At 28.3% G+C, this 26,039-nt stretch carries 31 protein-coding genes and 1 pseudogene; 15 read left to right on the top strand and 17 right to left on the bottom strand.

What is annotated here, in order from left to right; translation table 11 throughout:
* The 6 genes and pseudogenes from A8C32_RS20700 to A8C32_RS12465 form a co-directional block, all read left to right on the top strand.
* Window positions 1-182 (top strand): annotated as a pseudogene (locus A8C32_RS20700) (hypothetical protein); the annotation flags it as partial.
* Between the two features lie 15 nt (window positions 183-197).
* The gene (locus A8C32_RS12480; RefSeq protein WP_069830762.1) at window positions 198-476 is read left to right on the top strand and encodes a hypothetical protein; all 279 of its coding nucleotides are present in this window, start codon (window positions 198-200) and stop codon (window positions 474-476) included.
* A complete protein-coding gene (locus A8C32_RS12475; protein WP_069830761.1) occupies window positions 460-699 on the top strand; it encodes a hypothetical protein in 240 nt (79 codons plus the stop codon). The genes A8C32_RS12480 and A8C32_RS12475 overlap by 17 nt, the downstream gene beginning before the upstream one ends.
* Window positions 700-1,315: 616 nt before the next feature.
* A complete protein-coding gene (locus A8C32_RS20695; protein ID WP_165605840.1) occupies window positions 1,316-1,477 on the top strand; it encodes a hypothetical protein in 162 nt (53 codons plus the stop codon).
* Window positions 1,410-1,973, top strand: a complete 564-nt coding sequence (locus tag A8C32_RS12470) for a hypothetical protein (RefSeq protein WP_205635391.1) — start codon at window positions 1,410-1,412, stop codon at window positions 1,971-1,973. The genes A8C32_RS20695 and A8C32_RS12470 overlap by 68 nt, the downstream gene beginning before the upstream one ends.
* Window positions 1,966-2,163, top strand: a complete 198-nt coding sequence (locus tag A8C32_RS12465; protein ID WP_069830759.1) for a hypothetical protein — start codon at window positions 1,966-1,968, stop codon at window positions 2,161-2,163. Before A8C32_RS12470 ends, A8C32_RS12465 begins: the two co-directional genes overlap by 8 nt.
* A 514-nt stretch (window positions 2,164-2,677) precedes the next feature.
* On the opposite strand, the gene A8C32_RS12460 is transcribed toward A8C32_RS12465, so the two are convergent.
* Complete coding sequence (locus tag A8C32_RS12460) at window positions 2,678-3,034, bottom strand: helix-turn-helix domain-containing protein (RefSeq protein ID WP_069830758.1); 357 nt, start codon at window positions 3,032-3,034, stop codon at window positions 2,678-2,680.
* A 442-nt stretch (window positions 3,035-3,476) separates the two neighbouring features.
* On the opposite strand from A8C32_RS12460, the gene A8C32_RS12455 reads away from it, so the two are divergent.
* The 4 genes from A8C32_RS12455 (at window position 3,477) to A8C32_RS12440 (ending at window position 7,381) form a co-directional block, all read left to right on the top strand.
* Window positions 3,477-5,321: a hypothetical protein gene (locus tag A8C32_RS12455; RefSeq protein WP_069830757.1), complete on the top strand. Its 1,845-nt coding sequence runs from the start codon at window positions 3,477-3,479 to the stop codon at window positions 5,319-5,321.
* Window positions 5,311-5,949, top strand: a complete 639-nt coding sequence (locus tag A8C32_RS12450) for a toxin-antitoxin system YwqK family antitoxin (protein WP_069830756.1) — start codon at window positions 5,311-5,313, stop codon at window positions 5,947-5,949. Before A8C32_RS12455 ends, A8C32_RS12450 begins: the two co-directional genes overlap by 11 nt.
* An 85-nt stretch (window positions 5,950-6,034) precedes the next feature.
* Window positions 6,035-6,703 carry a toxin-antitoxin system YwqK family antitoxin gene (locus A8C32_RS12445; protein ID WP_123803421.1) on the top strand — a complete coding sequence of 223 codons (669 nt, stop codon included), beginning with the start codon at window positions 6,035-6,037 and terminating at the stop codon, window positions 6,701-6,703.
* 15 nt (window positions 6,704-6,718) lie between these two features.
* Entirely contained in the window at window positions 6,719-7,381 is a 663-nt protein-coding gene (locus tag A8C32_RS12440; RefSeq protein WP_069830754.1) for a toxin-antitoxin system YwqK family antitoxin, read from the top strand.
* 281 nt (window positions 7,382-7,662) lie between these two features.
* Here the strand turns inward: A8C32_RS12440 and A8C32_RS12435 are convergent, their stop codons facing one another.
* Window positions 7,663-8,592, bottom strand: a complete 930-nt coding sequence (locus A8C32_RS12435) for a lytic transglycosylase domain-containing protein (protein WP_069830753.1) — start codon at window positions 8,590-8,592, stop codon at window positions 7,663-7,665.
* A gap of 36 nt (window positions 8,593-8,628) precedes the next feature.
* Window positions 8,629-9,294: an alpha/beta hydrolase gene (locus A8C32_RS12430; RefSeq protein ID WP_069830752.1), complete on the bottom strand. Its 666-nt coding sequence runs from the start codon at window positions 9,292-9,294 to the stop codon at window positions 8,629-8,631.
* 121 nt (window positions 9,295-9,415) lie between these two features.
* On the opposite strand from A8C32_RS12430, the gene A8C32_RS12425 reads away from it, so the two are divergent.
* Window positions 9,416-9,712, top strand: coding sequence for a GNAT family N-acetyltransferase (locus A8C32_RS12425; RefSeq protein ID WP_069830751.1), 297 nt, complete (start codon window positions 9,416-9,418; stop codon window positions 9,710-9,712).
* A 70-nt stretch (window positions 9,713-9,782) separates the two neighbouring features.
* On the opposite strand, the gene A8C32_RS12420 is transcribed toward A8C32_RS12425, so the two are convergent.
* Both A8C32_RS12420 and mtaB read right to left on the bottom strand, forming a co-directional pair.
* Entirely contained in the window at window positions 9,783-10,280 is a 498-nt protein-coding gene (locus tag A8C32_RS12420; RefSeq protein WP_069830750.1) for a hypothetical protein, read from the bottom strand.
* 179 nt (window positions 10,281-10,459) lie between these two features.
* The gene (gene mtaB / locus A8C32_RS12415; RefSeq protein WP_069830749.1) at window positions 10,460-11,770 is read right to left on the bottom strand and encodes a tRNA (N(6)-L-threonylcarbamoyladenosine(37)-C(2))-methylthiotransferase MtaB; all 1,311 of its coding nucleotides are present in this window, start codon (window positions 11,768-11,770) and stop codon (window positions 10,460-10,462) included.
* A gap of 148 nt (window positions 11,771-11,918) precedes the next feature.
* Between mtaB and A8C32_RS12410 the strand changes: the two genes are divergently transcribed.
* Genes A8C32_RS12410 through A8C32_RS12400 form a run of 3 tightly spaced genes read left to right on the top strand, consistent with a single transcriptional unit; the run spans window position 11,919 to window position 16,498 of the window.
* Window positions 11,919-13,073: an ABC transporter ATP-binding protein gene (locus tag A8C32_RS12410; RefSeq protein ID WP_069830748.1), complete on the top strand. Its 1,155-nt coding sequence runs from the start codon at window positions 11,919-11,921 to the stop codon at window positions 13,071-13,073.
* 10 nt (window positions 13,074-13,083) lie between these two features.
* Window positions 13,084-14,850, top strand: a complete 1,767-nt coding sequence (locus tag A8C32_RS12405; protein ID WP_069830747.1) for a hypothetical protein — start codon at window positions 13,084-13,086, stop codon at window positions 14,848-14,850.
* 22 nt (window positions 14,851-14,872) lie between these two features.
* Window positions 14,873-16,498, top strand: a complete 1,626-nt coding sequence (locus A8C32_RS12400) for an ABC transporter substrate-binding protein (RefSeq protein WP_069830746.1) — start codon at window positions 14,873-14,875, stop codon at window positions 16,496-16,498.
* Window positions 16,499-16,544: 46 nt separating this feature from the next.
* Here A8C32_RS12400 and A8C32_RS12395 read toward each other — a convergent pair whose 3' ends face one another.
* From A8C32_RS12395 to A8C32_RS20690, 10 genes are all read right to left on the bottom strand, one after another.
* On the bottom strand, window positions 16,545-17,039 hold the full coding sequence (locus A8C32_RS12395) for a MepB family protein (RefSeq protein ID WP_069830745.1): 495 nt from the start codon (window positions 17,037-17,039) through the stop codon (window positions 16,545-16,547).
* A gap of 17 nt (window positions 17,040-17,056) precedes the next feature.
* Window positions 17,057-17,407, bottom strand: a complete 351-nt coding sequence (locus tag A8C32_RS12390) for a ribonuclease E inhibitor RraB (protein ID WP_069830744.1) — start codon at window positions 17,405-17,407, stop codon at window positions 17,057-17,059.
* Window positions 17,408-17,446: 39 nt separating this feature from the next.
* A complete protein-coding gene (locus A8C32_RS20345) occupies window positions 17,447-18,517 on the bottom strand; it encodes a DUF4240 domain-containing protein (protein ID WP_069830743.1) in 1,071 nt (356 codons plus the stop codon).
* A gap of 174 nt (window positions 18,518-18,691) precedes the next feature.
* A complete protein-coding gene (locus tag A8C32_RS12380) occupies window positions 18,692-19,567 on the bottom strand; it encodes a leucine-rich repeat protein (RefSeq protein WP_069830742.1) in 876 nt (291 codons plus the stop codon).
* Window positions 19,568-19,680: 113 nt separating this feature from the next.
* Complete coding sequence (locus A8C32_RS12375; RefSeq protein WP_069830741.1) at window positions 19,681-20,220, bottom strand: hypothetical protein; 540 nt, start codon at window positions 20,218-20,220, stop codon at window positions 19,681-19,683.
* Window positions 20,221-20,252: 32 nt separating this feature from the next.
* Window positions 20,253-20,570 (bottom strand): hypothetical protein, encoded by a 318-nt coding sequence (locus A8C32_RS12370; RefSeq protein WP_069830740.1) that lies wholly within the window; start codon window positions 20,568-20,570, stop codon window positions 20,253-20,255.
* Window positions 20,570-21,703, bottom strand: a complete 1,134-nt coding sequence (locus A8C32_RS12365; protein WP_069830739.1) for a hypothetical protein — start codon at window positions 21,701-21,703, stop codon at window positions 20,570-20,572. The genes A8C32_RS12370 and A8C32_RS12365 overlap by 1 nt, the downstream gene beginning before the upstream one ends.
* Before the next feature lie 4 nt (window positions 21,704-21,707).
* Window positions 21,708-22,430 carry a type VI secretion system tube protein TssD gene (gene tssD, locus A8C32_RS12360; protein WP_069830738.1) on the bottom strand — a complete coding sequence of 241 codons (723 nt, stop codon included), beginning with the start codon at window positions 22,428-22,430 and terminating at the stop codon, window positions 21,708-21,710.
* A gap of 343 nt (window positions 22,431-22,773) precedes the next feature.
* Window positions 22,774-22,908: a hypothetical protein gene (locus A8C32_RS21275; RefSeq protein WP_276205028.1), complete on the bottom strand. Its 135-nt coding sequence runs from the start codon at window positions 22,906-22,908 to the stop codon at window positions 22,774-22,776.
* A gap of 113 nt (window positions 22,909-23,021) precedes the next feature.
* Window positions 23,022-23,189: a hypothetical protein gene (locus A8C32_RS20690; protein ID WP_165605839.1), complete on the bottom strand. Its 168-nt coding sequence runs from the start codon at window positions 23,187-23,189 to the stop codon at window positions 23,022-23,024.
* Window positions 23,190-23,432: 243 nt separating this feature from the next.
* On the opposite strand from A8C32_RS20690, the gene A8C32_RS12355 reads away from it, so the two are divergent.
* Window positions 23,433-24,107 (top strand): class I SAM-dependent methyltransferase, encoded by a 675-nt coding sequence (locus tag A8C32_RS12355; RefSeq protein ID WP_069830737.1) that lies wholly within the window; start codon window positions 23,433-23,435, stop codon window positions 24,105-24,107.
* 120 nt (window positions 24,108-24,227) lie between these two features.
* Here A8C32_RS12355 and A8C32_RS12350 read toward each other — a convergent pair whose 3' ends face one another.
* Together A8C32_RS12350 and A8C32_RS12345 are read right to left on the bottom strand one after the other, a co-directional pair.
* Complete coding sequence (locus tag A8C32_RS12350) at window positions 24,228-24,590, bottom strand: HAD family hydrolase (protein ID WP_069830736.1); 363 nt, start codon at window positions 24,588-24,590, stop codon at window positions 24,228-24,230.
* A gap of 158 nt (window positions 24,591-24,748) precedes the next feature.
* On the bottom strand, window positions 24,749-25,924 hold the full coding sequence (locus tag A8C32_RS12345; protein ID WP_069830735.1) for a GlmU family protein: 1,176 nt from the start codon (window positions 25,922-25,924) through the stop codon (window positions 24,749-24,751).
* Window positions 25,925-26,039 lie beyond the last annotated feature (115 nt).

Here is a 26,039-nt window from a genome sequence, read left to right as displayed (position 1 = left end):
ATTATACAGACTTTAAAAATGGAACAGGCCAATATTACGATTACTATTATGATACAGGCATTTTAAAAGAAAAAGGCTATTATCGTAATGGTAAAAAATATTATGCTTGGATTGTTTACGATAGACAGGGTAACGAAACAAAAAGAGAGTATTATAATAATGGTGTTATTGTTAATGAATAGATTGGGTTTTAAATTATGAGAATTCCTATTCTATGTTTTATTGTAGTTTTTGTGTGTTCATGTAAGACTAAATTAATAGAAGTTCCTAATGTTGTTTATGAGAAAGTAGAATATTATCCTCATGACCATAATCAACCGTTGGAGGATGATGTAATTGTTGGTTTTGTTAAATTACCAGATGGAAAGATGTTAATTTCGGCTCCAGTTAAATTAATTGTTAACGATTCTACATGCGTAAATGCTTATTCAGACTTTGATGGTCAATTCGCTTTTTTATATGAAAAAGAATGGTAGTTGGATGTATTTTAAAGCGAATGATTGTGATGAAAAAATCACATACAGAAATGGAGTAAAATGGGGTTCTTATAGCTTTAAAAATAAATTTAATAACATTACGGGCCAATATAAAAAAGGGGGAAAAGCAGGTATTTGGATTAGTAAAAGTTCTTTTTTAGAAATAATAACTAAAGAGTTTTATAAGAATGGTAAATTAGATAAGAAAGAAATAATAAATTGAATTGATTGAGGAAGTAAAGTTTTTAGATGCTGTAACTCTAAACGAATCTTTACGTAATATATTTGAGTATAATCTAGTTTTATCTGTCAGTGTCTAGCCTTTCCTAAATAAGCATATATTAAAATATATTTTAATTACTCATTTCTTATAATTACAAGCACTAACTATTATAATTCTTAATGCTTCCTTAAAATTATTTTAATCTTTTCGATAAAGTGTTATAAAATTTGTTTGCAAATTTACAAACTCCGCTCTCCGTTTTTAAACATCTACAAATCAAGGTTTTTAATGATCTTCTCTGTATACTATCCATAAGTGTCTTGCGCTTTTTAACATATATTTTATGGGTTTCCCGTAGTAGAGCTACGGTTTTTGTGTAAAAAACACATGTTCTGTTTTATATAAATTGTAAGCTTAAACATATATAAATTATTATCTGTATTTATTTAGCTACTTTAGTCAACTCAATTAAAAATAGTTTCTTGTAAGGAAGTTGTTTTTTTATTAATTAAAGCGGCTTTATGTTTAGCCGTAAGTAAAATAATATTAATCCAAAGAAACAACAAGTTATTATTTAGTACTTTAAAATTATTAACCAAACTTAAAGTATTAAAAAATGAGAGACTTAAAAGTATTACTAGCTTTAACAGTATTATGTACTGGATTACTAACATCTTGTACAAAACAAGAATTAAATGAAGAAAAATTAAATGAAAAAAATCAAATTACTTTTAAAACAGACAAACCAAAAATCAGAAGACCAGGAAACGCAAATTAAAAATGTGGTCACTATAATTTTATTAATCTTGTCTGGAGTAATTCTTTTTTCAGACAAGATTTTAAATTATTACAATGTTAATGCTAATATAGAGTTTCGATATTATCTTGATTTAGAATCTTTCATATGGCATGTATCTCAAACGATTAGTCCTATTATAATTCTGTTAGCTTTTGCTTTATGGTTAAAAAATAGAATAGTAAAATATTCTCTATTAGCTCCTTTATCAATATATTCAATACAAGTTATGTATATCTTGCGAGATGAACATTATATCGCTAAAGACTATTTTTGGTTCTATACTATATTTTTTGTTGTTACATTGATATTCTGTTATTACTTTCTCAGTATTTTTATTAAAAAACATGCTCTTAAGGTTTCACTGCTAAAATTAAATATTAAAGATTTAATATCTTATATATTTAAAGTAGAGAAAGACAAAACCGTAAATGAAAACGAAATGTGGAATGTTTTAGAAAAGGTTTCAGATGAGTAGAAAGATAGAAATACTAAAAAAACTTCATGAATCTGGAAAAATTAAAGAAACTGATTTTCTTGATAAAATCAAGGTGTTAGAAAAAGAAATAGAAGCTAATAATTTTCAGATTGAATCCTTGAAAAATAAGAGGAATTTGAATAACAAACCTAACACTTTTTCAAAAGAATATATTCTTAAAATAATTTAACGAAAAAATATTACTACTTTTTTAGTTCTGTTCTCTTTAAAATGTTTTTCGCAAAACCAATATAAGACAAAATCTGGTATTATATATATAAAACTAATGACATCATTAATACAGGAAGACCATTAACCATTTAGGATGAATATCCTTCTTTACTCAAGATACTAAAGTTGAAGACTATATTAAAAATAAAAATTTAATTAATAAAAATGTTGTTTTATCTAAAATAGATACAACTAAGGTGTCTGTTCAGTTTCTTTTTTATTATAAGAAAAAAAAAATTATACTGAAATTGATGAGGCTATTAGAAATAAGGAGGTTATATCTCTATTTTCTAGAAAACTGGCAAATAATAGTAAAGTTAGTAATTTTATAATATGAAAAATTAAAATAACTAAAAGAGTTGTGTGATGATGAAACTCTAACGAAACAAGAATTTGATGCTGAAAAGAATACTAGAAAACTAATTATTATATTTTATTCACTGAAAAAGCCTTATTTTTAATTAAGCCTTTTATTACTTTAAATCAGAGCTTAAAATCTTTATAACTCCTTCTTGAACCTTTGTAGTTAGCCATAACTGGTATTTTTGGATTTGCTCCAACTTTTTCTCATTGTCTATTATGAAATCAACAACATCTTCAATGCTTTTTAAGTTTTCAATTCTTTCTGCTGTATTAACAAGCTGACTCTCTATTTCAAGGTTTTCTGTGTTATTAAATATTGAGTGAAGTAATTTCACTTTTGATATAGATAGGTTTTCACTTTGTTCCCAATTAATCACTGTTCTTTTTGATACACCTGCTTTATTTGCAAGTTTTTCTTGTGACCATCCTCTAGATTCTCGATGTTTCTTGCATTCTAAACCATTCATATTAATTAATTATGTTTTGTAGTGATATATTTTAAATAAAAAAGTGAAATAATTTCGCTTTTTTATTGTTTAGTGAAATAATTTCACTAAACTTGTATCGTCAACGAGTAAAGATAAACAAAAAGACAAGTTTAACAAGCCGTTAAAAAACATAAAAAAGATTATTTGGGGTTAGTATGATTAGTAGTTGAGAAACCACAGGGTATTTTAAGTCTCTCTTAAATAAATAATTTGGCCCTGTGGTTTTAATTAAAAAACACGTTTGTTAAAATTGTGTATGCTGCTAAAGTTTATATATTACTTTTAATTCTTACAAATACAGTATCTTTTACATCTAAATAAAGAAAGCAAATTCCTTATTTTTGAAATGCAAATTAGTATAGCAAACATATTTATTATTAGTGTTAAAGCAGGCTAAATAATGAGAACAAAACCATATTAAATGCGAGTAGAAATAATTTATTTAGGACTAAAAGTAGCACCAATTAAACTATCGTACGAGTTTTACCGAAAATGCGATAAAAAAGGAAAACCCAAAACAATGGTTTTAGGTGGTGGCGTAAAAGTAAAGTTAGAGGCCAATTATGAAACCATGCGTTTTTTAGAAGAAATTTTATCTATAGACGAGCGCTATAAAAATAGAGATTTAACAAACCCAACAGATAGCGAAAGTTATAAAAAAGTTTCCATTAATATTTATGATGATGAAGATTATAACATACGTAGTCTAGAACTACTAGATAGCTACATTTCTAACTTTAAAGAGGTTTTTTACACAGTAAAGGAGCATATTAAAAATGAAGAAACTAATAACTTTGTAAAGTTAGAATTTAAATCTGCTTCACAAATTATTAATAAAGGAGAGGCTGTAAATGTATTTGGCTGGTGGCTAACTCACCCAATTACAAATGCACCATATAAAACGCCAGTAAATACTGTAGAGGAAAAAGAAACAGATTTAAAATTTATAGCTAATTTTGAAAGATTAAGCTCTTACAAAGGAGAGTTTGGGTTTGATTGGATGCGTGATGAGTATAAAGATATTTGTGATAACTATGAAGCTCTAAAAAAAGAGTATAACCCAACTACTATTAATGGTAAAGAATATTTTGTGCCTTGGCTTAGTATGTTTCCTAAGCAAAACAATGTCTCATTACTTTTAAAAGTAAAACAAGTAAAAGGGAATAATGGAAAGGTAAAAAAAGATGATATAGTAAAACTTCCTACAAAACATGGCATACGTTTTGAGCCTAATGAGGTAAGAGTAAAAGATATTAAAGAAAACGGGGTGTTAATTAATGTGTTTTGTGATAGCCCGTTAAGTAGCGATACCGAAATAAGCTTGTTAAATAAGAATGATGCTACTGTGGGGAAGATTATGTTTTTTAAAAATGATGAAACAAGAAGATTTGGAGTTAAGTTTGTTAAAGTACTAGGAAACGAAGAAGATAATAAATATAATAATCTTACTTTTAATAGATTACAACCTTCTTGGGTAAATAAAACTATAACAGCTTTTAATGAAACATATTTTAATCAAGCATTAATTCAAGTAAAAAATGATGGGATAGAAGAAATGATAATAGATGTAGATGATTATGAAAATAGAGGAGTTTTAGAAGCTTTTATAAGTGATGGTAAAAAAGGTATTCCGAGATATAAAAATGGTTTTGATGAAGAGCTTTATAAGCAATATGTGAAAAACAATGGAGAGTACAGAGGCGTGATATTCTTTTTAAGTGCATTTCAGCAGCCTGATGATCGACAAGGACATGCGAAATTATATCCAACGGAACTAAATTATATTTTAATGACACCTAGCTCAGTTGGGACATCCAATTTACACTCTTATGCACACGAATTGGGACATACTTTAGGTTTAGATCACACTTGGGTGACAGAAGAGGATAATCGTAAGAGGTTGCAAGAAATTGAAAAATATATAGAAAAAAATAAAGCCAACGTAAAAATTTATCTTGATCAATATAAGGATTTACCAGACTCAACTCCTGTGAAAAATAGTCAAAAAACGCTAGGTGATATTCGCCAAGAGACGAAAGAAAAATTAAAAGTAGTATTGAAAGATATAGAAAATGAAAAAGCATCTAGATTGAAGTTTGTTTCAAAAAAAACTTTTAATAAAGCAACTACAGATAATATAATGGATTACCCAGGTTATGATTTACCTGATGGTACCAAAATAAGAAATTATTTCTCAGGTGTAAGCTTTTGGAAATGGCAATGGATAATAATGAGAAATGAAATAACAGCATATTATGGAGAATAGTATATTAAAACAAATAGTTTTTTTAATAATTGTTTTTTTATACACTGTAGCATATGCTCAAGACTTAAAAAAATTCGGTTATGTTTCGCTTACAGACTACGAATACGAAGAGATTATTAAAAATGGTATTCCAAAAACTATGGATGGGAATTTTATTGTCACCTCTCAAAAAGAAGGTAAAATCATTTTTCTATCAATAAAACATTTTAAAGATGGGAAAAAAGTAGGTGAATGGAAAACTTTTTGGAACTTATTAGGTAATGGGTTAAAACTTAATTTTGTAGCGAATTACCAAAGTGATGTGCTCAATGGGTATTATTTTAATACTGATAATCATACTTCTTCTGAAAAAGGTTTCTATAAAAATGGGAAAAAGAATGGTAGTTGGATGTATTTTAAAGCGAATGATTGTAATGAAAAAATCACATACAGAAATGGAGTAAAATGGGGTTCTTATAGCTTTAAAAATAAATTTAATAACATTACTGGCCAATATAAAAAAGGGGGGGGGAAAGCAGGTGTTTGGATTAGTAAAAGTTCTTTTTTAGAAATAATAACTAAAGAGTTTTATAAGAATGGTAAATTAGATAAGAAAGAAATAATAACTGAAACGATTTTGATTAAATAAAAAATTTAGGCTAATCAAAAAGCTTTTGGCAATGGCAATGGAGAGCTATGCAATATGATATAAAAACCTATTACACAGAATAACTATGAAATATAATTATATTATATATTTTTTCTTTTCGTTTTTAAGTTTTTCTAGTTGTTTTGGAGGTAAGATGATTATAGAGGAAGTTGAATTGATTGAGGAAGTAAAGTTTTTAGATGTTGTAACTCTAAACGAATCTTTACGTGATATATTTGAATATAATCTAGTTTTATCTGTCAGTGAAGAAGGATTATATAAGTATGTTAAAGATTCTACATTATATAATGGTAGTTTTTATATGACGCTACATGATAATTTTGATAGTGATACGGGGGAAATTCCATATGGATTTCTTTCAGGTAAAATAGAAGATGGAAAAAAAGAAGGTAATTGGGAAAAAGGAATATTAACCAATAAAGGAGCGGTAATAGTTAAACTAATAAACTATTCTAATGGGGTTTTACATGGCAAATATCAAGTTTTTGATCTAAAAGGAAACGTTTTAACACCAAATGAGGTGCATCCTTTATTTCCAGAGGAATATAAAGATTATACAGACTTTAAAAATGGAACAGGCGAATATTACGATTACTATTATGATACAGGCATTTTAAAAGAAAAAGGCTATTATCGTAATGGTAAAAAATATTATACTTGGATTGTTTACGATAGACAGGGTAACGAAATAAAAAGAGAGTATTATAATAATGGTTTTATTGTTAATGAATAGATTGGGTTTTAAATTATGAGAATTCCTGTTCTATGTTTTATTGTAGTTTTTGTGTGTTCATGTAAGACTAAGTTAATAGAAGTCCCTGATGTTGAAGAAGTGGAGTATTATGCTCATGATTATAAAAAATTCGGTTATGTTTCGCTTACAGACTACGAATACGAAGAGGTTATTAAAAATGGTATTCCAAAAACAATGGATGGGAATTTTATTGTCACCTCTCAAAAAGAAGGTAAAATCATTTTTCTATCAATAAAACATTTTAAAGATGGGAAAAAAGTAGGTGAATGGAAAACTTTTTGGAACTTATTAGGTAATGGGTTAAAACTTAATTTTGTAGCGAATTACCAAAGTGATGTGCTCAATGGGTATTATTTTAATACTGATAATCATACTTCTTCTGAAAAAGGTTTCTATAAAAATGGGAAAAAGAATGGTAGTTGGGTGTATTTTAAAGCAGATAATAATGAGGAATATATCACATATAAAAAAGGTGTGAAAAATGGTACTTATAAGTCTAAAAAAGAAGATTTTATTATAACGGGAAAATATAAAAAAGAAAAGAAAGATGGTGTTTGGATTATTGAAAATACGTTCACAAAAGAAGTAATCAAAGAATTTTATAATAAAGGAGAGCTTTATAAAAAAATAGAGATAAGTCCATTTGATGACTATTAGTCTAATCAAAAAGGCCTTTAGCAGTAGCAATTATGTGCTTTTTTACCAAGTAAATAGATGTTCCTCTATTGCATTTTTATTTAGAATGGATTCTCTAAATATTTTCGTTTGTAAGACAAATATCATAATTGATTATGAAAGTTTCTATTCTATGTTTTATCATTGTTTTATAGTGTTCCTCTATAACTAAAATAACAAAACCACATTTTAAAAATAAAATGTGGTTTTATTATATATTTTCCAGCAACTATATTACTTAAAAAATCAAGCCTTAAGGCTTACTATTCAATTAAACTATAATAGTCTTTCTCAGGAATGTCTATTAAATATTTCTTTCTAGATTTATTATTAAGATTAGGTTTTCTTAACCAAGGATTATGAAGTTTTAATATCTTATAATTAATACCAAATTGCTCTGCAAATTTAGTTAAATTAGTTACCGCTGTATCTACCTCAACTTTATAAGTTGGTATATGAGTATATAAATCTTTATCTCTAAAATTAAACCCATATTTTTTAGGGTTATTCATTATTTCTTTAAGTGCTACAATTCTAAACATATAACGCCCTGTTTCCTCATTTAATAGCAAATCGTAATAATTAGAAACACCTTGTTCTTTTAATCGCCTAGCTATACCAGCATTACCAGCATTATATGCAGCAGCAGCCAATGTCCACGATCCTAATTTTGCTTTAGCTCTTAACAAGTATTTACAAGCCACATGAGTTGCTTTTTCTAAATGATAACGTTCATCTACATTATCATTAATTTCTAAACCATTTTCCCTTCCTGTAGTTTTCATGATTTGCCAAAAACCACGTGCTCCAGCTGGAGAAACGGCATTGGTTAGGCCACTTTCTATAACTGCTAAATATTTAAAATCGTCTGGTACTCCGTACTGCGCCAAAATGGGTTCTATTATTGGAAAATATTTCCCTGAGCGTTTAAATAATAATAACCCGTTAGATTGCCAATAGGTATTAACCAGCAACTCTCTATCCATACGTTCTAAAATATCTGGATTTTTAAGCGGTAAGGTTTCTCCAGAAAACTCTAAGTCTTCGGGTACTTGAAGCGCATAGACATTATAATCATTTATCAATTTTGTTTCAAAATTCTCATCAGTTGGAGCATCTTGTAAAGCGTAAATAAATAATACACATAAACTTAATAACCCAAAAAACATCAATGCCTTTTGTACAATTTTCATCTTCAAATAGTTTTCTTTAAATATAAAAAATTTCGCTTAGTTATCTAAAATAATACGTGGTAAATTCTCATTAAACCACTTGTATTTATTAATAATCATAATATGTGTTCCATTTTTAATCGTTATACAGTTAGATATTTTTTTAATTGGAAAAACAGAATCATTATCTCCATGTATATGGATAATTTCAGGTTGGTAAACTTCTTGGCTCCAACACACCATTTCTTTTATAGCCCAACTTAAATATTTACTATCATTAACAGATAAATATTTTTTATACAATTCTAAACGCTTTGTTACCGTATCTCCAAAAGCATATTTTTCAAAAAGGTCTATTTTACTAACCAATTGTGTTGGGACTAACTTATAGGCCTTTATTGTTTTTGCTAAAAGCATATGCTTTGGTATTTCATGCATAGATTTAACACTGGATACTATAATAAGTTTTCTAACTTTTATATGCTTACTTATTTCTTGAACTAAAACGCCTCCAAATGAGACTCCTAACAGCACAATATTATTATGTTTTATATTTTTAGAGAGTCGTAAAGCATACTCTGTAATAGATTCATCTTTATTAGGTATTATCCATTCTAAGTAATAAATCTCAAATTTATGCTCTGGTAATTTAATATTTTCAAAAATCTTGGGGCTTGCTGCCATTCCAGGCATTAAGTAAACAGGTATTATCTCTTGATCCATAAGCCATTAACATTACGTTAACATTATATTAACGGTTTTTTTTTGTATTTTTGCAAAAACAAAGTTAAAAAAATAGTCCTCGCTATTTAAGCTTCCTAAAAAAAATAAAATAAAAACTACCATGGTTGATACTGCAGAATTAGTAGATAACGATTTTTTACGTCAGTTTGAGATAAAGGTTGATGATAGTCTCGCAAAGATAGAATATTCTCTTCAAGAGCGTAAAATTTTTTTAACAAAGTTGATTGTTCCTGAAGAAATTAAAGATAAGAACTTTAGTAAAGAATTTTTAGAGCTTGTTTTTGAACAAATTGGAGAGCGTAACTTAAGTGTTGTTCCAACAAGCCCAGAAATTGCTAAATTTGTAAGAAGCAACAGGAAATATAAACGTATGTTACCTGTAGGTTTAAGAATTTAATTAGATCTTATACGATATAAAAAAAGCGAAACTTTAAAAGTTTCGCTTTTTTTATATCTATATTTTATAGTTATAGCTTGGTGTAAATTAACGTTAAATCCTTAGTTGCTATGACTTCTGTTAAGTCTTCATTATAAATTTTATGTGCATTCTTAAAAACCCTTATTAGTTTATTACCATTTAAACTTGCCATTCTATCATTAATCATAACCCTATCTCCTTCTTTAGTATAAGAAGATGCTGTTCCTATAACACCTTCTGGACATATTACATTAAAAAAGTATTCATTATCTGTTTTATCTAATAAAACAATATCTATTTCTGGATTAAATGTTTCGTTTGAAGCTACAATACCTCGTTTATCAAAAACTAAAGTTTCATTATTAACACAAGTAACTTCATCTAAAAGATTGGTTGTAGTTGCACCATCTTTGTTTAAATCGACAGGAATATCAACACTCCAAGTAGTTAACTTCCAAACTCCTATAATATTATCATCTTCACTAGAACATGATACCCATATTAATGATATGCATAATGCACATATAGTTAAAAAAAATCTTTTCATATTGAGGGAATACAAATTACATTTTCAAATGTATGATATAAGCTTCATCATGCAAAATAAAACCGCATAATAATACACTGAAAGTAAATGATTTGCATTATAATAAATATTATAATACAATCTTAGAGGTAATTCCCTTTCAAATTAATTGATCTAATTGCTTCTTTTAAAAGATTTTTTTAAAGAAACTCAAATCGAACTATGCCATCATCGTCAATTTTAGTTAACTCGACTGGATGTAATGTATTTACAAGCTCGGGGTTCCAAGGCGCTTTAACTTTTACATAATTTTCTGTAAAGCCATGAATATAACCTTCTTTATTTTCGCTTTCGAACAAAACTGTTTTAGAAGAATTTAATTGATTTTCATAAAATGCTCTACGCTTTTTAACAGATAAACCTCTTAGCATCTTACTACGTTTACTTCTTACATTACCAAGTACAATACCTTCCATTTCTGCTGCTTCTGTATTATCTCGCTCGGAATACGTAAATACATGTAAATAAGAAATATCTAACTCACTTAAAAAATTATAAGTTTCCAGAAAATGTTCATCTGTTTCTCCAGGAAAACCAACAATAACATCTACACCTATACAAGCATGAGGCATTACTTCTCTTATTTTAGAAACTCTATCTACATACAATTCGCGCATGTAACGTCGTTTCATCTTTTTAAGAATAGTATTACTTCCAGATTGTAATGGAATATGAAAATGAGGTACAAAGGCTCTTGATTTTGAAACTAAATCGATAGTCTCATTTTTTAATAAATTAGGTTCTATTGAAGATATACGTAAACGCTCAATACCTTCTACTTTATCTAACTCTGTAACTAAATCTAAAAACGTATGTTCGTGTTTTTTATTACCAAACTCTCCTTTACCGTAATCTCCAATATTTACGCCTGTTAATACAATTTCTTTTATGTTTTGTGCCGAAATTTCTCTAGCATTCTTTAAAACATTATCCATCGTATCGCTTCTAGAAATACCACGAGCTAATGGAATGGTACAATAGGTACATTTATAATCGCAACCATCTTGAACTTTTAAAAACGCACGTGTTCTATCTCCAACAGAATAGGAACCTACATAAAAATCTGCTTCTTCTATTTCGCATGAGTGTACTTCTCCATAATCATTTTTAGATAGATCATTTAAATAATCGGTAATCTTAAATTTTTCGGTAGCACCAAGTACTAAATCAACACCATTAACATCTGCTAATTGTTCTGGTTTTAACTGTGCATAACACCCTACAGCAGCAACAAAAGCTTCAGAATTAGATTTTTGAGCTTGCTTAACAATAGTTTTAAAACGCTTATCTGCATTCTCTGTTACAGAACAGGTATTAATGACATAAATATCTGCTTTCTCTGAAAAATCAACTCTATCAAAGCCTTCTTCGGTAAAACTTCTGGCGATGGTAGAGGTTTCTGAAAAATTCAGTTTACAACCCAAAGTATAAAATGCGACTTTTTTTCTCATTTGTTGACTTTCGTTTCCGTTAGGATTAAAATGTATTTATATTTACCTGTTTTCTAATTTAAAAGCCTGCAAAGTTACATAATTGTTACAAGTATTACAATCTGGTTAAGAAGACTTATAATAAAAACAATTAATTCATAATAACTCAATGACAAAAGCCCAAATACGTATTAATGAAGTTATTACTTTTTTAAAAAACAAAGATATTTTCCTTGGCTATAGAAAACTTATGGATTGCGCTATTGACACTCAAGATTTGGATATCTATGAAGACGTTATAGCGCTTACAGATTGGAAAGAAAAAAATCCTTTAAAAGAAGAGCTTCTAATAAAAAAATCTTTAGAGGTTTTAAATAAAATTTCTAAAATCTCTATTACAGAATATAATACTGAAACCCCAGCAGTAATAGGAACAGAACTTACAAAAAGCTATGGCTATAATCGGTTTACTTTAGGACCTATTTCTATTAAAATACATAAAGGTGAAGTTTATGGATTAGTTGGTGAGAATGGAAATGGAAAAACTACACTTTTAAGAGTTTTAGCCAAAGAATTAAAGTTTAATGATGGATCATTGCTTTTTAATTTAGATTCTAAACATCATGATGATTATGATTTGCGCTCCAATTTGGTTTACATTCCGCAAAGAACTCAAAAATGGTATGGGAGCTTAAAAGACAATCTTAAATTTGTTTTATCCAGTTATGGAGTACCTCCCAAAGAAAACGAAACTCGAGTTTTAATGATGATTGCCCGTTTTGGATTATGGAATTATAAACATTTAAAATGGAATGAATTATCTTCTGGATATAAAATGCGCTTTGAGCTTGCCAGAACCCTTTTAAGGCAACCTGAAATTTTATTTTTAGATGAACCTTTAGCTAATTTAGATGTACTGGCGCAGCAGGTTATTCTAGAAGATTTAAAATCTATTTGCAATTCCATTAACAACCCCATAGCTTTAATATTAAGCTCTCAGCAACTTTATGAGGTCGAAAAAATATCTGATAAAGTTATCTATCTAAAAGATGGAAAATACAAAGAGAATACAGAGGTTATTGAAGAAGACTCTAAAAACCATTTAATTGTTGAAATAGATTGCCAATGCGAACGAGACACTTTAAAACAAGTTTTTACTAATTTAGGTTTAGAAAAACTAATATTTAACGGCGGTATTTATGTTGCTTATTTTTCTATTGAAACTTCTTTCTCCTCAATTCTAGAAGCTTTAGGAAAACACAAAATAGAGGTTACCTATACTCGTAATATTACCAAATCTACGCGTCGATTCTTTGTATCTTAAAGCTTAACCAATGAAAAATTTTATATCTAAAACCAATAAATATTTAATACAAAAACATCCCATTATTTGGAACACAAAATTAGTTTGGATGTTATCTATAGCATATATACTACATGTTATATTTTTTATGCTGGGTTTTGTTGCCTTAGCAAACCCAGAAGTACTCCATAATTACCGTGCAAAATCTATTTTTTTTGACAATAGCACTGTTTTTATTAATGTTATTTTATCCATACTCTTGTTAGTGTTATGGCTTATATATTTATTTAAAAATAATGCCTTCAAAAGCTTTTACCCGACTTCTAATTTAAAAATTTTTAAACAGTTTGCTTGTTATCTTGTTATTGTTTTTAGTTCTATAAGCTTCTTTTTATCTCATAATTTAGGTTTAAAAAGTTATATAAATAGCACTTACAATAATGACAGAATAAAAAAAGAGATACAAATATCTAATGATGCTGCATTGTTTTTTTCGCAAAACCTCAACGATTATACATTAAACCAACGTAGATATCCTGAGCCTCTTAATACATTATACTGTGAAACTTATCAAGGTACTAAATTAGCATCCGATTCTGTGACTCCTCATTTAAGTTTTTTAGATTATAATTATCGTTTTTATACACTTAAAACTAAAAAAGGATTAGGTCGTAATATATATAATGACTCTACTTACAAAAACTTTATCTACTATAAAATAAAAGATACGGTACACACTTATTTTTATAAAGATGCTGTCTACGATGTTTCAAATATTATAAAATCTGCTACACCTAGTTATTATAATTACTCAAAAACATTTTATGTAGCTGAAGATGAAAATCTGCACGAACTCGATATTACTTATAATAGTAACGACAACTACTATAATGATTATGATAACAGTTATTATAATAAAGAGTTTTCTATTAGAAATGAAATTAGAAATAAAAAAAATCATGAGTTATTAACACGAAATAACACTCAAGAAATTAAACAATTATTAGCTAATTTTTTAGCTGTAGTTAATCAATACCGAGTAGCACATAACCTTACTACTAATGAGTGGTTTGATTTAATTTACAATCCTAATGATTTTGAATTAAAATCCTTAATAAGAAGTGAACCTAAAAGACAATATGAGTACGGATTTGATGAAGCTAAAAATGCACCTGAGGTTTTTTATAAAAATCATGTCACAGATTTTTATTTAGATGATAATGCGCTTCATCAATCTTTTGAAAATATTGAATACATAAAGTCAAGCAATCTCTTCATAGAAAGTATTCATTTTTTTATGTGGGCATCCTTCTTATTGTCTGCTATTATTTTCATGTTTAGAATTACTGGACTAAAAGCGCTTTTGTTTAGTATTATTACTATTGGTTTACTTAGTGTTTTAGTAGGTTTACTTACCGTATTATGCGAATACCTTACGAATTTTCATGGTAATAGTATTAGTTATTTTGCTTTATATTTAATTTTTGTACTAGGGACTATTATTTTATCTATTCCTATATGCTGCGCAAAGCGTATAAAAAAATCTATTGTAGCTATTTGTTTAAACATATCTATTGGCGGATTACCGCTTTATATTTTTTTAATAATTTCTATAATTTCAATGCATCAATCTGACGCTTGTGGGTATTATAGCTTTAATACAAATAGTGAAGTCTGTTTCAATTTATTAGGAAGTATAGGCACCCTTTGGAGCTACATTCTTTTTATAATAGGATTGGTTTTTATTTACTTTTACTCCAAAGTGATAAAAAAATGGAAAGCTTTACCCGAAGGATAACACTTAAACTCTACTATTTTTAATGAATACGGTTAAAACTTACTATAAAAAACTAACAGCATATTTATTTATAAGTAGTATTGCTATAGTCTTTTTTTCTTGTAATAATAGTTCTAAATCTAATAAAGACCATCTTGTTTTTAGATATAATGAACATAAAAACATAGGCTCTTTAGATCCTGCCTTTGCTAAAGATAATGCCGATATATGGGCTACCAATCAATTATTTAATGGGTTAGTACAAATGGATAAAAACCTAAATGTGAAACCCTGTATTGCTAAAAACTGGACGGTTTCTAATGATGCGCTCACCTACTCTTTTTCGCTTAGAGATGATGTTTACTTCCATAAGCATGAGTTATTTGGAAAAGATTCTACCAGAACTGTAAAAGCTTCAGATTTTGTATATAGTTTTAACCGGTTAATAGACAAAAAAGTGGCTTCTCCAGGAAGTTGGGTTTTAAAAAAAGTTGATCATTTTAAGGCGATTAACGACACACTATTTCAAATTCAATTAAAACAAGCTTTTCCAGCTTTTTTAGGACTACTAACTATGAAATACTGTTCTGTAGTACCTAAAGAAATTGTTAGCTATTATAAATCTGATTTTAGAGCGCATCCTATTGGTACGGGACCTTTTAAGTTTAAGCGTTGGGAAGAAAATATAAAACTCGTTTTTAGAAAAAATACTGCTTATTTTGAAAAAGATACCAATGGAAATTCTCTACCATATCTTGAAGCTATTGCGATTACCTTTTTGCCAGATAAACAAAGTGAATTTTTACAATTTGCACAGGGTAATATTGATTTTGTTTCTGGTTTAGATGCATCTTACAAAGATGAAATTTTAACTGCTAATGGCAATCTAAAACCTAAATATGCGGAAAGTAAAAATATGATTCGTGGCCCTTATTTAAACACAGAATATTTGGCATTTTATATGGATTCCGATATACCAGAAATTCAATCTGAATTACTTAGAAAAGCTGTTAACTATGGCTTTGACAGAAAAAAAATGATGATATACCTACGCAACGGCATTGGTATTCCTGCTCATGGTGGTTTTATACCTAAAGGCTTACCTGGTTATAGTGCCTCTATTGGTTATAATTATCAGCCAGAAAAAGCAAAACAATTAGTAGAACAATTTAAAGATAAAACAGGTAATAAAACGCCAGAAATAACCATTACAACTATTAGTAATTACTTAAGTTTTTGCGAATATATACAACGTGAGCTTCAAAAAACAGGACTTATTGTTAATGTAGATGTTATTCCTGCTGCAACCTTAAAAGATGCTAAAGCTAACGGACAACTGGATTTATTTAGAGCTAGTTGGGTTGCAGATTATCCTGATGCCGAAAACTATTTATCTTTGTATTACAGTAAAAACTTTGCGCCTAACGGCCCTAATTACACGCATTTTAAAAGCGACCTATTTGATTTATGGTACCAACAAGCTTTTACCGAAACTTCTACTAAACGTAGAGAGCTACTTTATACTAAAATGGATTCTTTAGTTATGAGTAAAGCACCTATTATTCCTTTATTTTACGATGAAGTTGTACGTTTTACTGGGGAAAATGTTAAAGGTTTGGGTATAAATCCAACTAATTTATTAGATCTAAAACGTGTTAAGAAAAACTAACGCGTTATACTTTTCTTTTTATTAGCTAACATGCTTATTTATGGTTTTATTTTATTGCATATAATGCCTTAACTTGTTTAAAGTTGGTTGAGTCGTTTATTTCGAAAAAATAATCGAGCTGCCATTTTTGAGTGCGTTCTGCTTGCTTATTTTTAGCAATGTCCCAAATGGGATAAACACGAAACCCTCTTTTTCCTTCTTTTTTATTTGTTGAAATTATTCCTTTTTTAATTAAGACCTGTTTTGGAAATACAAATTGTCCGTTTCTATTTTCTGTTTGTACATTTATAACATAACAGTCAATTTGATCGGTTTCTTGGAACGGTTCTATAGATTCACCTTCACTACGCTTCCAAAATGTTACAAATTGCCCAACTTTTTTAGGTGTAATTTTAGCATTACGATAAACAATATGTAATCCGTTAAGCTCAAATTGACAAGCATCGTATGCCTTACTTTCGGGTTCTATTTGTAAATTATAAATTTGTAGCCCGCATGGGTCGTAAATTTTAGTTTTAATGTGATTTAGGGTGTTGTTCATAATACATTATCCTTTAATTAATTTGGCATAAAAGCACCGCAACCTTCATAATACACTCCTGTTTGTTTTGATAACAAATACATATAGCCCGTTTTACCCTGCAACTCTTCTAAGGTCCATTTTTTAGTTACATTAGCTGTAACCTCCCATCCTTTTAATATTAAAAATGTTCTTTTTGGGGTTATTTTAAAAGGGATATTAGATTGAGATAATTCCTCTCTTAATAATTCCATGTACTTTTTTTTTGAGGCATAAAAATTAAAAATAACTTTAAGGTCTGTATCTTCGTTTACACCTCTGGTTTTCCATGTACGCCACATATTCTCATTGTATTTAAAATGAGATTCTAATTCTTTTTCGTTACTCATGTTCTATATTTTTGATACTCCAACAATATTTATATTCTTTTATAAACCTTTAAAATCAAACATATTACAAAGTTCTAAGAATTCTGTATAAATATTTTCTTCATCCCATTCATTTCCTTTGATTTTTGACATCTTTACATTAGGATCTCGCATAGCTTTACCTTTATTTTCCTCGTAAACTTCTCCTGCCAAATACTCGAAATCTTCAAATATAGGATCTTCATCATCAAACACTGCTTTAAACTTAGAAGTGTTATAATCTTTAATTAACTCATACGCCTCTTTACCTTTTGAAACCACCCAAAGCCTAAAATAATCGAAACAATCATCTCCACAACCTCTGCGTACAATATAAGCTAAAGCCCAAACATTCCAATGATTTAATTCATTTTGATAAGTCAACAATAATTTCTGAAACCTTTTCATTTCAGGTGCTTTAAACCTTAGTAGTTTTTCTTTCAATATTTCAAAAAACTCATCTTTGGTTTCCCCTTCTTTTCTACTATTGTCTATCAATTCCCAAAAAACTGTTTCATCAATTTTTCTTTTATCAATAATGATTTTTTTAGAAGGTTCGTCAAAAGGTTCTTGTTTTAAATTATGTATACTCTGTATTTCTCTATTGAAATTTTTCACTTCCTCAATATCTCCCATTTTCTCTAATCCACTTTTACATAACTCAATTGCATTTAAGTAATACTTTCCCCAAAATGCTGCATTTTCTTTTTCGTCGTCTGTCCATTCACCATATGGTTTTATATAAGATGTGTTAATAGCTTCCAATTCAGACCAAGTTATGTTGGGGTAATCAATCTTTAGGTTATGAATTTGATATATCCAAAAATTTTTAGCGTTGTATCTTATAACAGGTGTCCATATTCTTTTATATAATTTTAGCTTTTTTTCTTTAGTTAATTGTTCTACTAAAGGAGTCATAAACTCAATACAGTTTCTTGAAGTATAATCATCTAGTATGTATGCTATAAGTTTATTATACTTCTTTTCTTTTATCCATTTATCTCTAATGAGCTCCTTGCTTTCTTCAAAATCTTTATCTTCTTCATGTAAAAGTTTATAAACTTCATCATAAAACTCACTTCGTGCAGACATACTTCTATTTTTATAATTTTATTACTAAATGCTGATAAACGAATTTTGTATTATACTTATTTTTTAATAAACTTGATTTTGCTTTAATCATTAAATATGGTGCATGTTTAAATCCTGATAAATGCATGCTAATTATAAATTTATCGAGGAAAATTCTGTTTATTAATCATTTTATTACAAATAACTACTCCAAGATTTTTGCCCTTCTTGAATTTCTTTTTCTTCGTACGTTTTATTGTACTTATTACTCGCTCGACTACCAAAAAAGACAGGAATATGTTCTGCTGGCGTAGTATCGAAATCGTTAATTGTAGTTGTTCCCAACGTCGCTAATTGTCTTAACTTAGGTAAATTTTCTACAAATTTTATAGATGCTAAATTTTTACAATCCATAAGCTCTAATACTTCTAATTCTTTTAACGCGCCTAAAGGGCTAAAATCTTGCATTTTCCAACAAATATCAAACTCTAAATATTTAAGTTTATGTAATGTTGATATACTTGAAATATCTGTAAGACTACGTACTCCTCCAAAAGAAATACATTTTAAATTAGTAAGGGTTTCAATACCTTTTAAAGATTTTATTTTTGCAGTTTTAAAACTTAAACTTTTAAGATTGGTTAAACTGCTTAATTTAGTGAGGTCTTTTTCATCAAATCCTGAAATAGTTAGATGCTCTAAACTACTACTTAAAACATCCAAATTTATCATCTTTTTTTTAGAGTAAACATAAATATGGAGTTGTTTTAACGATTTTGGTAGTTTATCAAAATCCAATACAAAATCTACATCTTTGTATAAAGGAACAACTAAACCTTGAAGATTAGGTAATTCATATATAAAAGAATTTTCTACTCCATACTGCATCCCGACATCTAGATATTCTAGGTTTTTAAAAATCTCAATAAATTGTTCTATAAATTGTTTTTCAAATTTCCCAAAAAGTCTTACCGTGTATTTATTCTCTAAAAAATCGGGATTAATATTATCTAAATCTGAATTTGGTTTCACCATTAAATATGGCGAATCTTTAAAACCTGATAAGTGCATAATAAATTAAAAATATCGCATTAAACATTGTTTATAAAGCATAAAAAGACATTATATTAATTTTGAAAATCATAAATTTTTGTTGACAAGTATTACACATTTACATTTTTAGTTTATTTTTTTAAAGTTATGTAATTAACTCCTAAATAATCATATATTGTAGGATCAATTGCTAAAGTATTTCCTGTTCTCATATTTTCAATAATTACAAAATCATGATCTTTAAAAAAAGGAGATTTAAAGTACTTATGAATGTTAATATCTAATAAATAAAGTTGACCTTTGTGTGGTGTGGCTACCCATATACTATCAAGGTCATATTTTTTTAAAAGATAGTTACAGCTTGCAGAGAAAAACGCAGCATACCCAATACAATTAGCTGTTCTTGTGCTTATTAACTTATTAGGGTCTCTATAGTTTTTAGTAGCAGTAAACCTTAATTGTTGTGATGTTACTGAAAGCCCTATATCTATTATTTTTTCAATTTTAAGACCTTCATTATTAATCAATTTTGTTTCAATTGAATTCACTAACTCCCCATTTACAATTAAATAATTTGTTCTTTTTTCTATAGGTTTATATGTAACAACATATCTATATATCCATCCTTTAAATACAACTCCAATTAATAATACAATCAATAAAGTTTTCATTATTCGTTTTATAAATCTCATAAATATTTAGATTAACTCTCTTGATTTAAAGAGATAATACTTCCTAAAATTAGAGCATAAATACTTATTTTGATAATAAAAAAGATAGCCATCATTAAAAAATACATCCAAACAATCTTCTTTTGTTTTTTTAAGGTTATTAAATTAAATACTAAACATATAGGAATTTGAATTACCTCTAAAAAAGGAGAAAAAATGAAAATCAAACCTGATGCATCTAATAAAAAATTAGGGATGTAAACTTCAAAATACATCACTAAAATATTAAATACAAATAGACCAAATATTATAATACTTGCACATATATTAATCTTCCAAAATAACTTCATTAATCAAACGGATTTAAGTCTTTTATTTTTTCTTTTATCCTCTCCATTCTTTCTTTATTTTTTTCAAAAGATGTTTTTCTTCGATGTTTAGGATCTGGATTAGTTCTTGCAGTAATCATGTCTTTAGGCTTATTAATAACATGCAATAGTCCATCCACAAAAATAGATGCTACTTCTTCTGATAATGGTTCAAAATGACCTAAAGCGTCATTAAATTCCTCTAAACCTCCACTATCCTTATCTTTCATTCTTAAACCTAAATACCATGAAGCAAACTCATCTAAATGTTCTGTAATTTTCTCTTCTACTTTAGCCCTATTGATTAAATTATTATTCCCATCAAATTTACCTCCAAGCATTTTTAAGAAGTACAGTGTTCTATTATCCCACTTACAATCAAAATAATCCAGTAAGGCCTCATGTATAGTTGAAAAATTTTCAGTTGGATTATCTATTTTTGATGGATTATTTTCATCCATACCAACTATGTATGATGCTATATCTCCTTCTAAATTTACCATAGTACCATAACTATGACCATTTATAGAAAACAAAGTTTTTGCTCTTATTTTTGAATTTTTAATTCTATCTACTGACAATTTTCCAACTCCCCCTCCTAAATCACCAACCCATGTGCATATTTCTAAACCTGTACCTCCTTGCGAGGGGATATGTATACTTTTCGCGACTTCGCTTTTTCTTGCTTCTAAACCAATAATTAAATGACCAAAATCAACAGCTACATATGGGGTATCAAAAACTTCATAGCTTTGGTACAATGAATTAAACAAATCAGATTTACACTCTTCTAAACATTTTAATTTTTCTCTTGCATCTGGAGGAGTTGTTGTTGTCGTATATGGAATATTAAATGCAATATTCCTCATTGTACTTTTCTCCACTGAATAATCTAAGCTCCATTTTGTGCCATAATAAATGCCTCTTAATATATGTATTCTATCCCCCATTTCATCATAGCCATTAAGTATTAACATTTCTTCTGCTTGTTTTACCAACTCTACCAATTCTTTAAAATTTTTAGCTGGCTTAGATTTTTCACATGAGCATTCAACATTCAACCTTAAGTCTTTTTTGTAACCAATAGATGATACTTCTAAAATAAAAGTATTCATAATCTTAACTTCCTTGTTGCTTAATTATCTCGAGTTCAAGTTTTTCTATGTTCTCAATTATTTTATAATTAGAAATAGTGTCATTAGGTAAAACCTTACCATTATATTTAAAATCTACATTTTTATCATCTAAAGTAATAGATAATAATTCACCTATTAAACTTTCAGTTTCAATATTTAAAAAAACTTTTTCTCCAATCTTCCCTTTATCAATTCTATTTCCATCAAGATTCGTTAAATAATAATCCAAAACTTTTGGTTCTCTACTCTCCTTTGATTTGTATGGCATTCTTTCACTTGGCGGAATCCAACTTACATTCCATCGTTTTACAAAATCTGCTCCGTAGTTTTGAATTGCGGGCGAAATGGTAATAATGGTTTGCATGGGGTCTTCTCCGTTGGCGTCAAAGATTTCTTTATAAAAAATAAGCAGCGCATCGTTAAACTCGTAGGTTTTTGTTGGCGGATAATCGAACCCATCTTTATAGAAACAGATTTTTCCTTTTTCCATTTTATCAACTTCTTCCCAAGTTTTATCCTTATTCTCTTTAGTCATCCAACGTAAAATAAGGTCGCTATCTTTTCCTGTTGCGAAACAAAGCGTTATTAAACCTCCCATAATTTCTGTTTTAGGCTTTCCGTTTACTCTTGTATCTCTATAATAATGCATCTGGGTCCAGAGTAATTCTATTTCTTGACCTAGTACGAACAGTTTTGCTTTTGTCATTCTTTTTCTTAAAAATTTTATAAGGATATTAACTTTAGAAACCTCTTTTTCTACCGGTGATCTACACTTATTCCCCTAATTTTATTAGTAATATTTCCTTAAAATATTACGCATGGAAATATAGTATTTTTCCATACAAATGTAATGTTAAATCTTACTTATATTATTGACATATTCTGAATATTAACACGAATAAATCCCACTTAAAGATATCCTTTAAATAATGTTGTACTAAAAAAATATTCAGTAATTTTTAGTTGAATGATCAAGTCTTTAAATAGAACTCATAATTATACAGATGCTATTGACTACGATTATAACAATTAATCAAGAAAGAAATAAATTATAAGACACCGTCTAAAGAACCTTCATATAGGAAACTCATAGTACCATTTTTTGATTCTCCTGTCTCCAGTTTTTCAATTCTGGTCATTTCAACTTTATAGAAGCCCACAACTTGTATATCATTTTGTCTCATTATATAAATTATTTCGACTATAACAAGAGGTATTAATTACTTTACTTCCAGGTGTAGATGGACACATCAATTTATGCCTGTTATTTGCATCATGACTCGAAGTCAATGATCCTTTATAAGATTAGTCCATAAATAAGGTTATTGTTTTGCCCTTGATTAGATAAACTCCCTGTAATAAAAACGTTATCAGAATCTCTAACTTGTCTGATTCCTTGAATAAAAGTCATTCCAGATTCTGGATAATTGAATGCCGAATATTTAAAAGTTAAAAATATAACCATGTCTTAAAGTTAGACTAAGTTCTAACATCTAATAAACGTATAAACATCCGAAAATTAAATACAGGTAATTTGGCTGGAGTCCTAGATAAACCTACCCGCTTTTCAATTGATATTTTAAAGTAGATAAAGAAAAGAGTGACCATTAATTTTAAGATATTTCATATAATTTGTAGGTTTGTTTTAATATTACATTAAACACATCTAATTATACCTTTATAATTCACATAGACTAATAGGGCGTTTATGAAGAAAGAAAATAAACCCAAAAAAATAAAGACTCCTTGGCCAACTAAAGATGTTATGGAACAAGTTTATAAAATGAAACTTTGGGGAAGTAACCAATCTAATTTTTATTCTGGTGCAGGATCACATCATCCTGAGGTAGTAAATCCATATCTAGATGTTTTAGTATCGTTTTTAACATCTTTTAAAACCCCTCTTACAGTATGCGATTTAGGCTGCGGCGATTTTAATATAGGTAAAGAATTGGTTAAACATACCAAAAAGTATGTTGCAATAGATATCGTAACAGACCTTATAGAACATAACAAAGAAAAGTTTAAAGAGGAAAATTTAGAATTCCATTGTTTAGATATTGCTCTAGATAATTTACCTTCTGGAAATTGTGCCATATTGAGACAGGTACTTCAACACTTGTCGAATACTGAAGTACAGAGTATAGTGAGTAAATTAACTAATTTTAAATATGTTATTTTAACGGAGCATTTACCAGAAGGAGATTTTACACCCAATATAGATATTATTTCAGGACAAGGAATTAGACTAAAAAAACAAAGTGGTTTAAACTTATTAGCTCCACCGTTTAATTTAAAGGTAAAAGAAGAAAAACAACTATCATCTATTTTTTTAAATGATTGTAAAGAGGTTATAGTAACTACGCTTTATACAATTGCTTAACTACTGTTTATATAATTATACAATTTTAGTTAAATTCCAAAAACGATCAAATTATATAGTTTGACTTTTGTTTTTCTAACTTTTCTCTTGTATTATTACCATATGTAACTCCACATGTATTTACATTAGCTCTTTGATTTCAATATCAAAAATCGTATCACCAACAACTAAACAGTCATTTAAATGATAATTATATCTATTTATTATAAGGTTTACAATATCAGGTGAAGGTTTTTTATTTTTCGTATCTTCTTCACCTCCTATAAATGTAAAAATGTGGTAGATATTCTGCTTTTTGAGAATTTTTATTAATGCATCCCTTCCTTTGCTTGAGGCTACAGTTAAATTTATTCCTTTGTGATGAAAATCTAATAAGTTGTCTTTTAAACCATTAAAAAGAGATAAGTAGATTATGTATAAAAAAACCTTTAAATATGATGTTTTTAAATAAAGTATAAGAATTAGAAAAAGCCAAGAAAACATTGTATCTTGATTAGTTTTTTAGAGCATTATAGTTGATGTAGTTTATACCTCATACAAAATTATTAACATGAATAAAAAAATCTCTATAACAAATGTTATAGAGACTATATTGTTAAAACCTAAAATGAGAACAGATATTTTCTTACCTGCCTATTTAATTAATCTCTTCTATATTTTTTAGTTTCCTCAAACACATACTCAAGAATTGCTTGATCTTGTTCTGTAAACTCTATTTTTCGTCTTGCCATAACAACTTTAGACACTTCAAAAGCTTTCTTAGTTAAATACGTTGTAAAACCACTACTACCTCCCCAACTAAAACTTGGCACAAAGTTTCTAGGAAATCCACTACCAAATATATTAGCGCTAACGCCAACAACCGTACCTGTATTAAACATGGTATTAATACCGCATTTACTATGATCTCCCATCATGAGACCACAAAACTGTAATCCTGTTTTTGCAAAACCTTCGGTTTCATAATCCCATAAACGAACTTCGGTATAATTATTTTTTAAATTTGAATTGTTAGTATCTGCACCTAAATTACACCATTCACCTAACACTGAATTACCTAAAAAGCCATCATGTCCTTTATTAGAATAACCAAAAATAACAGAGTTACTAACCTCTCCTCCTACTTTACTGTGTGGCCCTACTGTTGTTGGTCCATAAATTTTAGCTCCTAATTTTACAGTTGCACTTTCACATAATGCAAAAGGGCCACGTATAATTGAACCTTCCATTATCTCAGCATTTTTACCAATATAAATTGGTCCAGCACTCGCATTTAGTGTTGCAAATTCTAATTTAGCACCTTCTTCTATAAAAATATTTTCTGGAGCTATAATATTATTACTCTCTGGAATAGCTTGCGAATTTCTATCTTCTTTTAATAATATAAAATCTTGTTGAATAGCTTCTCCGTTTTTAGAAAAAATATCCCAAGTATTCTCTATTTCAATAATATCTTTATCGAACTCAATAGCTTCAAAAGTATCAAAATCAATATCATCTTGTGTTTCTTTAGTAAAAAATGCAATAACATCCTCTCCTTTAAAAATAGCCTGATTCTCTTTTAAACTTTTAACCATTTCAACAAGCTCTGCAGTTGGAAGATAAGCTCCATTAATCATAACATTTTCTTCCATTTCTACCATTGGAAACTTCTCAGACAAATAATCCTCTGTAATTGTTGTAGTTGTTGAGCCTAAAAACGTTTCCCATTTTTCACGAATAGTTAAAATTCCAACTCGAATATCTGCAACAGGTCTTGTAAAAGTAAATGGTAATAAATTATTACGCGAAGGACCATCAAAAAGAATATAATTCATTTTTAAATAAGAGTTTAAAGCTAAAGACTTAAAATTTTTAATCTTAAACCTTTAATCATATTAGTACAATCAAAAATAGCTTAATTGTGTAAAATAAAAAAGCCTTTCCGTTACA

Source organism: Flavivirga aquatica (genome assembly GCF_001747085.1).
GTDB classification, from domain to species: Bacteria; Bacteroidota; Bacteroidia; order Flavobacteriales; family Flavobacteriaceae; genus Algibacter_C; species Algibacter_C aquatica.
This window is presented reverse-complemented; position numbering and strand designations above follow the sequence as displayed.

Excerpts from the sequence above, each read along its gene's own strand:
- A8C32_RS12365 (WP_069830739.1), bottom strand. The coding sequence starts at position 21,703 with ATGAATACTTTTATTTTAGAAGTATCATCTATTGGTTACAAAAAAGAC.
- A8C32_RS12430 (WP_069830752.1), bottom strand. The coding sequence starts at position 9,294 with ATGGATCAAGAGATAATACCTGTTTACTTAATGCCTGGAATGGCAGCA.
- A8C32_RS20345 (WP_069830743.1), bottom strand. The coding sequence starts at position 18,517 with ATGTCTGCACGAAGTGAGTTTTATGATGAAGTTTATAAACTTTTACAT.
- A8C32_RS12480 (WP_069830762.1), top strand. The coding sequence starts at position 198 with ATGAGAATTCCTATTCTATGTTTTATTGTAGTTTTTGTGTGTTCATGT.
- A8C32_RS12465 (WP_069830759.1), top strand. The coding sequence starts at position 1,966 with ATGAGTAGAAAGATAGAAATACTAAAAAAACTTCATGAATCTGGAAAA.
- A8C32_RS21275 (WP_276205028.1), bottom strand. The coding sequence starts at position 22,908 with ATGAGACAAAATGATATACAAGTTGTGGGCTTCTATAAAGTTGAAATG.
- A8C32_RS12445 (WP_123803421.1), top strand. The coding sequence starts at position 6,035 with ATGAAATATAATTATATTATATATTTTTTCTTTTCGTTTTTAAGTTTT.
- A8C32_RS12450 (WP_069830756.1), top strand. The coding sequence starts at position 5,311 with ATGGAGAATAGTATATTAAAACAAATAGTTTTTTTAATAATTGTTTTT.
- A8C32_RS12395 (WP_069830745.1), bottom strand. The coding sequence starts at position 17,039 with ATGAACAACACCCTAAATCACATTAAAACTAAAATTTACGACCCATGC.
- mtaB (WP_069830749.1), bottom strand. The coding sequence starts at position 11,770 with ATGAGAAAAAAAGTCGCATTTTATACTTTGGGTTGTAAACTGAATTTT.
- A8C32_RS12375 (WP_069830741.1), bottom strand. The coding sequence starts at position 20,220 with ATGAAAACTTTATTGATTGTATTATTAATTGGAGTTGTATTTAAAGGA.
- A8C32_RS12470 (WP_205635391.1), top strand. The coding sequence starts at position 1,410 with ATGAAAAAAATCAAATTACTTTTAAAACAGACAAACCAAAAATCAGAA.
- tssD (WP_069830738.1), bottom strand. The coding sequence starts at position 22,430 with ATGACAAAAGCAAAACTGTTCGTACTAGGTCAAGAAATAGAATTACTC.
- A8C32_RS12475 (WP_069830761.1), top strand. The coding sequence starts at position 460 with ATGAAAAAGAATGGTAGTTGGATGTATTTTAAAGCGAATGATTGTGAT.
- A8C32_RS12410 (WP_069830748.1), top strand. The coding sequence starts at position 11,919 with ATGACAAAAGCCCAAATACGTATTAATGAAGTTATTACTTTTTTAAAA.
- A8C32_RS12440 (WP_069830754.1), top strand. The coding sequence starts at position 6,719 with ATGAGAATTCCTGTTCTATGTTTTATTGTAGTTTTTGTGTGTTCATGT.
- A8C32_RS12455 (WP_069830757.1), top strand. The coding sequence starts at position 3,477 with ATGCGAGTAGAAATAATTTATTTAGGACTAAAAGTAGCACCAATTAAA.
- A8C32_RS12380 (WP_069830742.1), bottom strand. The coding sequence starts at position 19,567 with ATGCACTTATCAGGTTTTAAAGATTCGCCATATTTAATGGTGAAACCA.
- A8C32_RS12345 (WP_069830735.1), bottom strand. The coding sequence starts at position 25,924 with ATGAATTATATTCTTTTTGATGGTCCTTCGCGTAATAATTTATTACCA.
- A8C32_RS12350 (WP_069830736.1), bottom strand. The coding sequence starts at position 24,590 with ATGTTTTCTTGGCTTTTTCTAATTCTTATACTTTATTTAAAAACATCA.
- A8C32_RS12405 (WP_069830747.1), top strand. The coding sequence starts at position 13,084 with ATGAAAAATTTTATATCTAAAACCAATAAATATTTAATACAAAAACAT.
- A8C32_RS20690 (WP_165605839.1), bottom strand. The coding sequence starts at position 23,189 with ATGGTTATATTTTTAACTTTTAAATATTCGGCATTCAATTATCCAGAA.
- A8C32_RS20695 (WP_165605840.1), top strand. The coding sequence starts at position 1,316 with ATGAGAGACTTAAAAGTATTACTAGCTTTAACAGTATTATGTACTGGA.
- A8C32_RS12400 (WP_069830746.1), top strand. The coding sequence starts at position 14,873 with ATGAATACGGTTAAAACTTACTATAAAAAACTAACAGCATATTTATTT.
- A8C32_RS12425 (WP_069830751.1), top strand. The coding sequence starts at position 9,416 with ATGGTTGATACTGCAGAATTAGTAGATAACGATTTTTTACGTCAGTTT.
- A8C32_RS12420 (WP_069830750.1), bottom strand. The coding sequence starts at position 10,280 with ATGAAAAGATTTTTTTTAACTATATGTGCATTATGCATATCATTAATA.
- A8C32_RS12435 (WP_069830753.1), bottom strand. The coding sequence starts at position 8,592 with ATGAAAATTGTACAAAAGGCATTGATGTTTTTTGGGTTATTAAGTTTA.
- A8C32_RS12370 (WP_069830740.1), bottom strand. The coding sequence starts at position 20,570 with ATGAAGTTATTTTGGAAGATTAATATATGTGCAAGTATTATAATATTT.
- A8C32_RS12390 (WP_069830744.1), bottom strand. The coding sequence starts at position 17,407 with ATGAGTAACGAAAAAGAATTAGAATCTCATTTTAAATACAATGAGAAT.
- A8C32_RS12460 (WP_069830758.1), bottom strand. The coding sequence starts at position 3,034 with ATGAATGGTTTAGAATGCAAGAAACATCGAGAATCTAGAGGATGGTCA.
- A8C32_RS12355 (WP_069830737.1), top strand. The coding sequence starts at position 23,433 with ATGAAGAAAGAAAATAAACCCAAAAAAATAAAGACTCCTTGGCCAACT.